Raw genomic sequence first — 12471 nt, 5'->3', positions numbered from 1 at the left:
GCAATGCGATGGTTTCACAGCATGCCCGTATCGAGGGTTGCACAAGACGGTGGGAGGGTCGGCGCAGCGTGGCGAATGCTGAGCACAGTGTGCGCGGAGACGCGACGGCGGGAGCGAGGACCGGGGCGGCCCGGGCCGTCCTCTGGCTGGTCGTGGCCGCGTTGGCCGTACGGCAGATGGCGGTGGTGCTGCGGCAGCCGCCCGGCGAACGGCTCACCGATCTGGAGACCTGGATCGGTGAGAACGGTGTGCTTCATGTGACCGGCTCGCTGTACGACACCGACCGGTTCACCGGCACCCCCTTCGCCGGGCTGGTGCTGAAGCCGCTGGCCCGGACCGCCGAACAGAGCCTCGGGGTCGCCTGGACCTTCGGTTCGCTGCTGCTCGTCGCCGCGCTCGGCGTCATCGCGGCACGTGCCCTGCCGAGCCCGGTCAACCGGCGTACGGCGCTGCTCGCCGCACCCGTCGCGATCACCTTGCTGATGCTCTCGCTGCCGGTCCGCAACGCCCTCTACCTGGGCCAGACCAGCATCCTGCCGGTCCTCCTGGTGCTCGTCGGCTGCTTCGTGGTCCGCGGCGAACGCGCCTCGGGCGTCCTGATCGGCATCGCGGCCGCGCTCCAGCCGACCGTGCTGCTGTTCGCCGCGCTGCTCTGGCTGACCGGGAGGCGCCGGGCGGCGGTGACCGGCGGTGTCGCGTTCGCCGCCTGCACGGCACTGGCCTGGACGGCGATGCCGCACGACTCGTGGACGTACTGGGTGCACCACGTCGCCGGGGCCGGCCTCGGCGACCAGGCGGACAGCCTCGCCAACCAGTCCCTGCACGGGGCGCTGCTCCGGTTCGGGCTGGAGGGCCCGCTGGAGATCGGGCTCTTCCTGGTGCTGGCCGTGGCCGTCTGCTTCGTCGGTCTGCGCCGCGCCGCACGCTATGCGCGTGACGGTCAACTGCTGCTCGCCGTGGCTGTGACCGGTTGCGTCGCCGTCGCCGTTTCGCCGACCGCCTGGCAGTACCAGTTGCTGTGGGTGCTGCTCGCCGTGGTCGGGCGGGTCGGCAGGCGTGCCTCGGACCGGATGGTGTGGCCGGCCGTCGTGGTCCTCGTGATCACGCTGCCCGGCAAGATGCTGCTGCCGAACATCGAGGCGGTGTTCCCTATACGCGACAACGTGCTGCTGATCGCCGCGCTCGGGGCCGCGTGCGTCGCCCCGTTCCTGCCGCGCACCTCGCCGTACTGGCAGCAGCCGGTCCCCGTCGACTTCACGGCCCCGGTCCCGGCCCGCTGGAGCAGGGTGCCGCTGCTGCCGTTCTGGCGGCGGGTCCTCAGCCGGCCCAGCCTGCTGCTGGAACTCCTGCTGATCAGGGTCGTCTACTCCGCGTACGCGCACGTCAGGCTGGCCGCGACGGCCGGCCGTGCCACCGCCGAGGAGCATGGCCGGCAGATCCACGCGGTCGAACAGTGGCTGCACATCGACATGGAGCACTGGGCCAACCACGCGGTCGTCCAGGTGGGCTGGCTGCGGGACTTCCTCGACTACTACTACTCGACGTTCCACTTCATCGTGCCGCTGACGATCCTCGGTGTGCTGTACGCACGCCGCCCCGCGGACTACCGCTGGGTCCGCAGCTCCATCGGCTTCGCCACGCTCCTGGCCCTGGTCGGGTTCTGGCTCTACCCGCTGGCCCCGCCGCGGCTGATGCCGGGGCTCGGCTTCATCGACACGGTGCACGGGGTCCAGGACTTCGCGAAGCCCGACTACGGTTCGCTGACCTCGATGACCAACCAGTACGCGGCGATGCCCTCGCTGCACTTCGGCTGGTCGCTGTGGTGCGGTGTGGTGATCGTGATGCTCGCCCCGAAGGCCTGGATGAAGCTGCTGGGGTTGCTGCACCCGCTGTTCACGGTCGCCGCGATCGTCGCGACGGGCAACCACTGGGTGCTCGACGCGGTGGGCGGGGCGGCGGTCGTCGCGCTCGGCTTCGCGCTGACCTACCTGCTGTGCGGACCGCGCGCGCTCCAGGAGCCCGCGGTGGGTGCGGCGAGTGCGGCGAAGGTGCCGGACGGGGCGGCGGAGCCGGTGCCGGTACCCGTGGCGAAGGCGGACGGTGAAGCGGTGGCCGGCAAATCGTAGCGACCGGCGCCCGCCCGCGTACCTGGGCCGAAGGGGTGGCGGGGACAGAAAAACGTCCCCGCCACCCCTTCGGCAGGTGGATCGTCGCGTTCCCAGCATCCATCCACCGGGCACCGCCGCCACTTGAACGGTTCAGTGGTTCGGCCCCAGGGCCCAGGTGGCGAAGGACAGCGTGAGCATCGACACCACTGTGGAGGCCACCACGGAATTGCGGGCGAGCCCGGTGTCGAGGCCGTACTCGCGGGCGTAGATGAAGGCGTTCTGCGCCGTCGGCAGCGCCGAGCAGAGCACCACGGACAGCACCTGTTGGTCCGGCAGGCCCAACAGCGGACCGGCTACCAGGAAGGCGATCAGGGGCTGCACAAGCGTCTTGAGTGCGACCGTGGCCCCGACCTCCGTGCGGCCTGCGACGCGTTGGGTCCGGTTGGCCGGGCCGCCGTGCAGGGACAGGCCCAGCGTGACCAGGGCCGTCGGTACGGCCGCGGCGCCCAGCAGGTCGCAGGAGTGGGTGAGGGCGGCCGGCAGCCGCAGCCCGGCGGCGGAGACGGCGGCTCCGAGCAGCGAGGCCATGATGACCGGATTGCGGACCGGCATGGTGAGCATCCGCCGAAGCCCGCCGCCGGGGCGCCCGCCTCCCGGTCCGCCGCCCGCCCGCGTACCCGAGTCCAGCAGGGTCAGGATCACCGGCGAGACCACCAGCACCTGGAACAGGATGACCTGCGCGACGAACGAGGCGTCGCCGAGCACCTGCACCGCCACCGGGATACCCAGGTTGGCGGAGTTGACGTAGCCGGACGCCATGCTGCTGATCGCCCCGTCGGCCCTCCCGCGGCCGAAGAACCGTTGGGCCACCACGTAGCCCAGACCGGAAACCAGCGCCGTGGCCGCCGCGAACGCCACCATCGGCAGATGGGCGAAGCCGGCCGGCCGCGCCCCCGACACCATGGTGAACAGGGCGGCGGGCATGGCGACATGGAAGACGAACCGGCCGAGCACCGCTTCGGCCTGCGCCCCGAGGAGGCCGCTGCGGCCGACCGCGTAACCGGCGGCGGTCAGCATCCAGATCGGCGCGAAAGCGGAGAGCAGGGAGTGCATACCCGCCATGATCCCGCTACGCCCGTCCGCCACCCGTGCGGGGTGCGGACGGGCGTGAGGCGCGTTCGCGGTACGGCGAACAGGCCCGGCCCGCCGAGGTGTTCCGGGCCGACATCAGCCGCCGGTGGTGCTCAGCCGCTGGTGGTGCTCACCTGGAGCTGCTTGATGCCGTTGAGCCAGGCCGACCGCAGCCGCCGCGGATCGCCCACCAGCCGCAGGTCCGGCAGCACGTCCGCGATGGCGTTGAAGATCAGGTCGATCTCCATCACGGCAAGGGACTTGCCCAGGCAGAAGTGCGGTCCGCCGCCGCCGAAGCCGAGGTGCGGATTGGGATCGCGGGTGATGTCGAACTTCTCCGGGTTCTCGAAGACCTCGGGGTCGTTGTTGGCCGAGGAGTAGAACATCCCGACCCGGTCGCCCTTCTTGATCTGCTGACCGCCCAGTTCGAGGTCCTGGGTGGCGGTCCGCTGGAAGGAGACCACGGGCGTGGCCCAGCGGACGATCTCCTCGGCGGTCGTCTCCGGCCGCTCGCGCTTGTAGAGCTCCCACTGCTCGGGGTGGGTGAGGAAGGCGTGCATGCCGTGGCTGATGGCGTTGCGGGTGGTCTCGTTTCCGGCCACGGCGAGCAGGATGACGAAGAAGCCGAACTCGTCGGACAGCAGGTTGCCCTCGCCCTCGGCGGCGACCAGTTGGGAGACGATGTCCTTGGCCGGGCACTCCTTGCGCGCCGCCGCCAGGTTCATCGCGTACGAGACCAGCTCCATGGCCGCCTCGGCGCCGATCTCCTCGGTGATCGCGTACTCCGGATCGTCGTACGAGGCCATCTTGTTGGACCAGTCGAAGATCCGGGTCCGGTCCTCCTGCGGTACGCCGATGAGCTCGGCGATGGCCTGGAGCGGCAGTTCGACGGCGATGTTGTTGACGAAGTCGAACGAGCCGTCGTCGTCCGCGGCGGCGAGCGCCGTCTCGACGATCGAGCGCGCCCGGTCGCGCAGCGCCTGTTCCAGTGAGCGCACGGCGCGGGGTGTGAAGCCGCGCTGGACGATCTGGCGGACCCGGGTGTGCTCGGGCGGGTCCATGTTCAGCATGATCAGCTTCTGGACGTCGATCTGGTCGCGGCTGATCGTCTCGTTGAAGCGGATCACCGCGGTGTTGGTGTTGGACGAGAACAGCTCGGGACGGGTCGAGACGTACTTGACGTCCGCATGCCGGGTGACGACCCAGTAACCCTCGTCGTCGAAGCCGGAGATACCGGCGGGCTGGGTGCACCACCAGACCGGTGCGGTCTCGCGCATCCGGGCGAACTCCGGGTGCGGTATGCGGGATTGGAGCAGATCGGGATCGGTGAAGTCGAACCCTTCGGGCAGCAGATGAGGGCAGGGCATCGGCAACTCCAGGTCGGTCCGAGAGTCGCCCGAGCATGTCTGACGACCCATCAGAAGTTGTCCGAAAGGTAGTAACGAGTTCTACAACTGACAAGAGGCGTGGCCGGATCCGTTGCGTGAGGCATCGGCGAACCGGGCTGATTTGCGGCGGGTGTTGGCGGCGAAGCATGGGCAAGGTCCGTGCAAGCCCCTTGCGTACCGGGGGTAATGCTCATAAGACTGCATGAAGAACTAGAACGCGTACTAGTTCCTTCCGTGGGCGCCGGGACGCCTCTGCGGAAGTGCGAGGAGAGGACGAGCTCATGGCCGCGGAACCCGTCATCGTCGAAGCCGTACGCACTCCCATCGGCAGGCGCGGAGGCGCACTCGCCAATCTGCACCCCGCCTATCTGCTGGGTGAGACCTACCGTGAACTTCTCGGCCGGACCGGTATCCAGGCCGACTGCGTCGAACAGATCGTCGGCGGCACCGTCACCCATGCCGGCGAACAGTCCATGAACCCCGCGCGCAACGCCTGGCTCACCGTGGGGCTCCCGTACGAGACCGCCGCGACGACCGTGGACTGCCAGTGCGGCTCCTCGCAGCAGGCCTCCCACATGGTCGCCAACATGGTCGCGGCCGGGGTGATCGACGTCGGCATCAGCTGCGGGGTCGAGGCGATGTCGCGGGTGCCGCTCGGCAGCGGCTCCAAGCACGGGCCGGGCAAGCCGTGGCCCGACGAGTGGAACGTCGACCTGCCCAACCAGTTCGAGGCCGCCGAGCGCATCGCCCGCAAGCGCGGCCTCACCCGCGAGAACGTCGACTCGCTCGGCCTGATCTCGCAGGAGCGGGCGGCCGTCGCCTGGGCCGAGGAGCGCTTCAAACGGGAGACGTACGCGGTCCAGGTGCCCACCACCGAGGCGGAACAGGCCGCCGGTCAGGGCATGTGGCGGCTGGTCGACCGCGACGAGGGGCTCCGCGACACCACGATGGAGGGGCTCGCCGGACTCAAACCGGTGATGCCCACCGCCATCCACACCGCGGGCAACTCCTCGCAGATATCCGACGGCGCCTGCGCGATCATGTGGGCGTCCAAACGCATGGCGCGGGCGCTCAAACTCAAGCCCCGGGCCCGGATCGTGGCCCAGGCGCTGGTCGGCTCCGACCCGCACTTCCACCTCGACGGCCCCGTCGACGCCACCCGTGCGGTGCTCGGCAAGGCCGGGATGTCGCTCAAGGACATCGACATCGTGGAGATCAACGAGGCCTTCGCGTCGGTCGTGCTGAGCTGGGCGCAGGTCTTCGAGCAGGATCTGGAGAAGGTCAACGTCAACGGCGGCGCCATCGCGCTCGGCCACCCGGTCGGCGCCACCGGAGCCCGGCTGATCACCACGGCCCTGCACGAACTGGAGCGCAGGGAAAAGGAGTTCGCGCTGATCACCATGTGCGCGGGCGGCGCACTGGCCACCGGAACGATCATCCAGCGGCTGTAGCGGCACCGGGCGGGGGAACGCCCCAGTGCGACGGTGCTGTCAGGTACACCAGTGGGCGGGGGCCTACGCGGATGCCGGCGCCGGACGCGGTTGCCCAGCGTCGGGGCCATGGAGGACAACGTGAACAACTCCGTCCGGACGAACGGCGCACGACGACTTCTGGCCGCCACCGTGGTGGTCCTCGCCGCACCGAGTACGGTTCCCGCCGCGGCGGCCGGGCAGTCGGCGCCCGGCCGCCAGGCATCCGCGCGGCACACGAAGCACGGGGTCGAGGCGCCGGTGATCGACCAGGGGGCGACCAGCCACAACGAGGCGTATCTGAGGTCGGGCCCGCAGATCGTGCGCTGGTTCGACGCGGCGGCGCGGCGCTGACCCCGGGTCGGGCCGCTACTCCTCAGGGGCCCCGAACGCGACCGGGGCCTCGAAGGCGGCGCGGCGGGTGGCCCGGCGCAGCGCCTTCAGCAGAGCCGCCCCGACGGTCAGCGTGAGTACGACGGTGAGCACCGCCCGGCCCAGGTCCCAGCCGACCGAGGTGGCCGTGCAGTACGCGACGAAGCGCACCAGGTTCTCGGACAGCGGGTCACCGGGATGGAAGGAGATACCCGAACCGAGGCCCGGCACGATGGGCCACCCGTACAGATTCATGACCGTCCCGTACGCGAACGAGGCCACCGCCCCGTACGCCGCCAGCATCAGCAGCTCGGCCCGCCCGCGCAGCCGATCCGGTCCCGGCAGCAGGCCCGCACCCATCGTGAACCAGCCCATCGACAGCATCTGGAACGGCATCCACGGGCCCACCCCGCCGGTCAGCAGCGCGGACGCGAACATCGTCACCGAACCGAGCACGAAGCCGAAGCCGGGTCCCAGCACCCTCCCGCTCAGCACCATCAGGAAGAACATCGGCTCAAGCCCCGCCGTGCCCGCCCCCAACGGCCGCAGCGCCGCGCCGACCGCGGCCAGCACCCCCAGCATCGCCACCGCCTTCGCGTCGAGCCCGGCGTCCGCGATCATCGCGACCACCACCCCGACCAGCAGCGGCAGCAGCGCGGCGAACAGCCAGGGGGCGTCCTGTGAATGCGCGAGACCGGAGTCGGCCCCCGCCAGCAGCGGCCAGCCGAAGGCGACCACGCCGATCGCGCTGATCAGCACCAGCGCGGCGACCGCACGCGGCCCGAGCCGCACCGGGCGCGCCCCGCGCCCCGTCGTGCCGCTCATGCGGCACCCCCCAGCGCCTCGCGCACCTGCGTCACGGTCAGCCACTCCTGGGGGGCCAGGATCTTGGCGATCTGCGGGGCGAACGCCGGGGACGACACCACGACCTGCGGGGTCGGCCCGTCCGCCACCACCTCCCCGTCGGCGAGGATCACCACCCGGTGGGCCAGCTCGGCGGCCAGCTCCACATCGTGGGTGGCCAGCACGATCGCATGGCCATCGGCCGCCAGCGCGCGCAGCACCCCGACGAGCCGGGCCTTCGCCGCGTAGTCCAGGCCCCGGGTCGGCTCGTCCAGGAGCAGCAGCGGGGGCCGGGCGGTGAGCACGAGGGAGAGCGCCAGGGCGAGCCGCTGCCCCTCGGAGAGATCGCGGGGGTGGGTGTCGTCCGGTACACCGGGCAGCAGCTCCGACACCAGGGCCCGGCAACTGCCCGGCGCGGCGCCCGCGTCGGCGTCCGCCGCCGCGCACTCGGCGGCGACCGTGTCCGCGTACAGCAGATCGCGCGGCTCCTGCGGTACGAGGCCGACCCGGCGCACCATCTCGCGCGGCGGCGTGCGGTGCGGGGTCCGGCCGCCGACCAGGACGCTGCCGGAGGTCGGCTCGACCATGCCCACGAGGGCCGCGAGCAGCGTGGACTTGCCCGCGCCGTTGCGTCCCATCAGCGCGACGGTCTCGCCGGGCGCGACGGTGAGCGTCACCCGGCGCAGCGCCTCGACCCGGCCGCGCCGCACCCCGAGGCGTTCGATCCGGGTGGTGGCGTCGGTGACGGGTACGGGGTCGGCGCTCTCCTGCGGGGCGCGGCCGAACAGCCTGGCCAGGGCGCCCCGCCGGGCGGCGGGACGGGGAGCGGGGGCCACCTCGGCCGGCAGCCGCGGGCCGTCCGCACCGGAGACCGGCCCCGGCCGCACGCCCGCCAGGGCGTCGCGCATCCCCGAGGCCCGCCGACGGGCGTCCCGGACCGACAGCGGCAGCGGGTCCCAGCCCGCCAGCCGCCCCAGCGCCACGACCGGCGGATGCACCGGCGACACCGCCATCACATCGGCGGGCGCGCCCATCACCGGGGAGGCGCCCGGCGAGGGCAGCAGGACGACCTGGTCGGCGTACTGCACCACGCGCTCCAGCCGGTGCTCCGCCATCAGGACCGTCGTGCCCAGGTCGTGGACGAGCCGCTGGAGCACCGCGAGGACCTCCTCGGCCGCCGCGGGGTCCAGCGCGGACGTCGGCTCGTCCAGCACCAGGACCCGGGGATGCGGGGTGAGGACGGAACCGATCGCGACCCGCTGCTGCTGACCGCCGGAGAGCGTGGCGATCGGCCGATCGCGCAGCCCGGCCAGACCCAGCAGATCGAGGGTCTCCTCGACCCGCCGCCGCATCACGTCCGGGGCCAGACCCAACGACTCCATGCCGTACGCCAGCTCGTCCTCGACCGTGTCAGTCACGAAGTGGGAGAGCGGGTCCTGACCCACCGTGCCGACCAGATCGGCCAGTTCACGCGGCTTGTGCGTACGGGTGTCGCGCCCGCCGACGGTGACCCGCCCGGTCAGCCGGCCCCCGGTGAAGTGCGGCACGAGCCCCGACACCGCACCCAGCAAAGTCGACTTACCGACTCCCGACGGTCCGACGAGGAGCACCAGCTCACCCTCCGGAACGGTCAGATCGACCCCCGACAGGGTGGGGCGCTCGGCCCCTTCGTAACGCACCGAAACATCGTCGAACCGGATCACACCTGCTCCTCGAAGCCTGTGGGGGAGAGCGGGACGGGCGCGACCAGCGAGGGCAGCAGACCGATCAGCACCGCGGCTGCGGGCCACAGCGGCAGCACCGGCGCGGCCAGCGGTACGACACCGGGGTGCAGCGCCGCCGGATCCGCGCTGCCCGCCCAGATCATCGCCACCGCGACCGCCGCGCCGGAGCCCGCGACCAGCCAGGCCCGCACACCCCACCGGTCGGGCCGGTAGCGGGTCCGTACCGAACGCGCCCCGCCGAGGCGCAGCCCGGCCATCGCGGCGACCAGACCGGCGATCAGCAGCGGCAGCCCGTACACCGCACCCTGCGCGGCCAGCAGCCCGTACGTACCGGCGCAGACACCGAGCAGCCCGCCGAGGGTGAGGACGTTCGTGGTGTGCCGGACGGCGGCCGGCACCCGCGCGGTACGCCCGTAGCCGCGCGCGTCCATCGACGCCGCCACCGCGACCGACCGCTCCAGCGCCCCCTCCAGGACCGGCAGCCCGATCTGGAGCACGGCCCCGACCCCGCCGGTCGGCCGGCCGCGCAGCCGCCGCGCGGTGCGCAGCCGCACCACGTCGGCGACCATGTTCGGCGCGAATGTCATCGCGACGACGACGGCCACCCCGGCCTCGTACAGCGCACCGGGCAGCGACTTCAGCAGCCGGGCCGGGTTGGCGAGGGAGTTCGCCGCGCCGACGCAGATCAGCAGGGTGGCCAGCTTCGCCCCGTCGTACAGCGCGAAGAGCAGCTGCTCGGCGGTCACCCGGCCACCGATCCGGATGCCCTTCGCCCAGTCCGGCAACGGCACCTCAGGCAGCTCGAACATCACATGCGTGCCGGGAATCGGCGAACCGAGGAAGACCGAGAAGAGCAGCCGGACCCCGATGACGAACAGCCCGATCTTGATGAACGCCCCGTACGACCGGGCCCACGGCGCGTCCGTCCGGCGCGCGGCCACCACATACCCGGCCACGCCCACCAGCAGGCCGAGCAGCAGCAGGTTGGTGGTCCGGGACGCGGCGGTGGCGAGCCCCAGCGCCCACAGCCACCACGCCCCGGCGGGCAGCGCGTTGCTCCGGGTCGCGGCGGGCGCGCGCCAGACGGGGGCCGGGGAGCAGGTGTCCGTGACACCGGTCACCGGGCCGCCCCCGGTGACGTTCGCCAAGCCGCTCATCCGCGGCGGCGGCGGCGGGCCTGCGCGACTGCGGCGATGCCGAGCAGAAGGACGGCGCCGACCCCGACGAGAACCCCGGCGGACGGCCCACCGCCGCTGCCACCACTACCGGCGGCAGCGGAGGCGGACGTGGGCGCGGAGGCGTCGGCCGATGCCTGCCGACCGCTGTCGGCGCCGGTGGTTCCGGAAACCTGCTCACCGCATCCCGTGGCCGGATAGCCGGTGATGGCGCAGAGCAGCGCGTCACTCCCGTAACGCAGCGGCTTGGCCACCGACGCGAGCGCCTCGGCGCTGCTCGCGTCCTTCGGGACCTGCGCGCACGCGGTACGCGGCGGGGGCGGGGTCTCCCCCTCCGGGGCATCGGCGGCGGTGCCGGGGTCGATGACGAGCGCGACCCGCTTGGTGCCGTCCTGGGCGGGGACGTGCGCGCAGATCTTCGAGAAGTCGGGGGAGCGGCGCGGCTTCGCCGAGTCCTGGGAGTCGGCGCTCACGGAGAACCGGAAGCCCTGTACCGAACCGTCGTCCGGCCGGACCAGGGACGGCCCCTGGGTGGCGTACGCCCACCCGCTGCCGGAAGCCTCCCAGAAGGACCAGTAGCGGTAACCCGCCGCCTGGGCCGTGCCCGTGCCGAGCACGGCCAGGACGGCGCCCAGGACCACCAGCAGCGCGGTGGTCCTGCCGGCCCGCCTCACAGCTGCTGATTCTTCCGGCGGCCGCTGATCAGGAATCCGGCGCCCGCGCCGACGGCGAGTCCGATTCCGACGAACCACCAGACACCGCCGATGCCGTCCCCGTCGCCGCTGTCCTTCCGCTCCTCCTCGGTGGCGCTCGCCGTCGGCTTCTTGACGGCGGCGGGCGCGGGCCCGGTCGCGTTCAGCTGGGCGACGAGGTCGGCGCCGCCGAAGTCGTGCACGTCGGCGCCGGTCGAGCGGGCGGCCATGACGAGCTGGGCGTAGGCGGCGGGGCCGCTCTGCTTGGCCCAGTCGGCCGAGTTCTTCGCCAGCCAGTCGACGGACGCGGCGGCCTTGTCCTTGTGACCGGAGGCGGACAGCGCGACGACCGCGTCGGCGGTGTTGCCGAAGTCGGGCAGCGGGGCGCTGTCCTCGGCACCCGGCATCGGCGGCTGGTCGAGGTGACCGGTCTTGGCGAGGGCCCCGGCGAGGTAGTGGGCGCCGTTCTGGGCGGCCTGCTCCGGCTTGAGCACGGCGCCCTTGTGGCAGGTGGGGGCCTTGACCGCGGCGTAGTTGCCGACGATGAGCCCCTTGCCGAGCGAGCCGAGCACGCCGGCCGCGGTGGCGTCCCCGTTGGCGACGAGCTTTCCGGCCTTGTCGGGCTGGTAGGCGAACGCGCCGCCGTCCTTGACGCCACAGGGGATGGCGAAGGTCAGCAGGGCGTCGTACGGGGTCTTGCCGCCGTCCGTCGTCACATCGCCGAGCTTCTGCCCGGCGCGGGCGAGGGCGCCGATCACGATCGAGGTGGAGTTCGCGTCACTGGCCCCACCGGCGGTGTAGCTCCAGCCGCCGTCCTCGTTCTGCACGGACTTCAGCCAGTCGACCCCGGAGGCGACCTGGTCCTTGTGCCCGCCGACCTCGCGGAGCGCCTGAACGGCGGCCGCCGTCGCATTGGTGTCGATCATGGTCTTGTCGTCGCACGGCACGGAGGAGTCGGGCCGGTACGCGGGGAACGCCCCGCTGTCGCACTGCTGGCCGACCAGCCAGTCCACCGCCTTCGCGGCGGGCGTGACACCGACGGCCCGTTGCGAGACGAAGGCCAGCGACTGCCGCCACACCCCGTCGTACGTCGGGTCCGTCGTGCCGTACAGCCCCGAGGGCAGCGCCGCGGACGGCGAGGACGAGGGGGACGGCGCGGCGACCGCGGCCGGGGCTGCGGCCGCACAGAGCACAGTGGCGGTGGCGGCGAGCGCGGCTGCGCTGTGGCGTACGGTCATGGCGGTGGGGCCTCTCCTGCGGGAATCCGGGCACAGGCACACACAGGCACCAGGCTCCGGCTCCGTATACCTCGACGGTGCCGGCCACCGGGGTTCCGATGGCGCGAGCCGGTCACGACACGGACAGGGCATTCCGACTCACCGCTTGCGAGGGCGGTTCACGGCTGCGTGGTCAGTGCCGGATTCGCACCGGCTTCCCCCTGAACGGGCATGATGACGACTCGCACACTCTACCGGGCGGGTATCCCGAGGTCCCTGGCCGGGCGCTTCCGCCGGGGCAGAACACGGAGGGGGCGGCGGGTGCACGGCGGGTGCACGGCGGGTTCGCGGT

General features: G+C 72.3%; 10 protein-coding genes and 1 riboswitch. Of the genes, 3 read left to right on the top strand and 7 right to left on the bottom strand.

Annotated elements, in window-relative coordinates:
• The first annotated feature begins 8 nt into the window (after positions 1 to 8).
• Positions 9 to 2126 carry a bifunctional glycosyltransferase 87/phosphatase PAP2 family protein gene (locus FHX80_RS06090; protein ID WP_145763262.1) on the top strand — a complete coding sequence of 706 codons (2118 nt, stop codon included), beginning with the start codon at positions 9 to 11 and terminating at the stop codon, positions 2124 to 2126.
• A gap of 132 nt (positions 2127 to 2258) precedes the next feature.
• Here FHX80_RS06090 and FHX80_RS06085 read toward each other — a convergent pair whose 3' ends face one another.
• Both FHX80_RS06085 and FHX80_RS06080 read right to left on the bottom strand, forming a co-directional pair.
• The gene (locus FHX80_RS06085) at positions 2259 to 3221 is read right to left on the bottom strand and encodes an AEC family transporter (protein ID WP_244318140.1); all 963 of its coding nucleotides are present in this window, start codon (positions 3219 to 3221) and stop codon (positions 2259 to 2261) included.
• 131 nt (positions 3222 to 3352) lie between these two features.
• Positions 3353 to 4606: a cytochrome P450 gene (locus tag FHX80_RS06080; RefSeq protein WP_145763261.1), complete on the bottom strand. Its 1254-nt coding sequence runs from the start codon at positions 4604 to 4606 to the stop codon at positions 3353 to 3355.
• A gap of 302 nt (positions 4607 to 4908) precedes the next feature.
• On the opposite strand from FHX80_RS06080, the gene FHX80_RS06075 reads away from it, so the two are divergent.
• Positions 4909 to 6078, top strand: a complete 1170-nt coding sequence (locus FHX80_RS06075) for a steroid 3-ketoacyl-CoA thiolase (protein ID WP_145763260.1) — start codon at positions 4909 to 4911, stop codon at positions 6076 to 6078.
• Positions 6079 to 6186: 108 nt separating this feature from the next.
• Positions 6187 to 6450 (top strand): hypothetical protein, encoded by a 264-nt coding sequence (locus tag FHX80_RS06070; RefSeq protein WP_145763259.1) that lies wholly within the window; start codon positions 6187 to 6189, stop codon positions 6448 to 6450.
• 15 nt (positions 6451 to 6465) lie between these two features.
• On the opposite strand, the gene FHX80_RS06065 is transcribed toward FHX80_RS06070, so the two are convergent.
• Genes FHX80_RS06065 through FHX80_RS06045 form a run of 5 tightly spaced genes read right to left on the bottom strand, consistent with a single transcriptional unit; the run spans position 6466 to position 12140 of the window.
• Positions 6466 to 7293 (bottom strand): ECF transporter S component, encoded by an 828-nt coding sequence (locus FHX80_RS06065; RefSeq protein WP_145763258.1) that lies wholly within the window; start codon positions 7291 to 7293, stop codon positions 6466 to 6468.
• Positions 7290 to 9014 (bottom strand): ABC transporter ATP-binding protein, encoded by a 1725-nt coding sequence (locus FHX80_RS06060; protein WP_145763257.1) that lies wholly within the window; start codon positions 9012 to 9014, stop codon positions 7290 to 7292. Before FHX80_RS06060 ends, FHX80_RS06065 begins: the two co-directional genes overlap by 4 nt.
• Positions 9011 to 10192, bottom strand: a complete 1182-nt coding sequence (locus FHX80_RS06055) for an energy-coupling factor transporter transmembrane component T (protein ID WP_425281674.1) — start codon at positions 10190 to 10192, stop codon at positions 9011 to 9013. Before FHX80_RS06055 ends, FHX80_RS06060 begins: the two co-directional genes overlap by 4 nt.
• Positions 10189 to 10884 (bottom strand): SCO2322 family protein, encoded by a 696-nt coding sequence (locus tag FHX80_RS06050; RefSeq protein WP_145763256.1) that lies wholly within the window; start codon positions 10882 to 10884, stop codon positions 10189 to 10191. Before FHX80_RS06050 ends, FHX80_RS06055 begins: the two co-directional genes overlap by 4 nt.
• Positions 10881 to 12140, bottom strand: coding sequence for an SCO2321 family membrane protein (locus tag FHX80_RS06045; protein WP_145763255.1), 1260 nt, complete (start codon positions 12138 to 12140; stop codon positions 10881 to 10883). The genes FHX80_RS06050 and FHX80_RS06045 overlap by 4 nt, the downstream gene beginning before the upstream one ends.
• Before the next feature lie 126 nt (positions 12141 to 12266).
• Positions 12267 to 12340: riboswitch (cobalamin riboswitch) on the bottom strand.
• Positions 12341 to 12471 lie beyond the last annotated feature (131 nt).

The organism is Streptomyces brevispora, assembly GCF_007829885.1.
GTDB lineage: Bacteria > Actinomycetota > Actinomycetes > Streptomycetales > Streptomycetaceae > Streptomyces > Streptomyces brevispora.
This window is presented reverse-complemented; position numbering and strand designations above follow the sequence as displayed.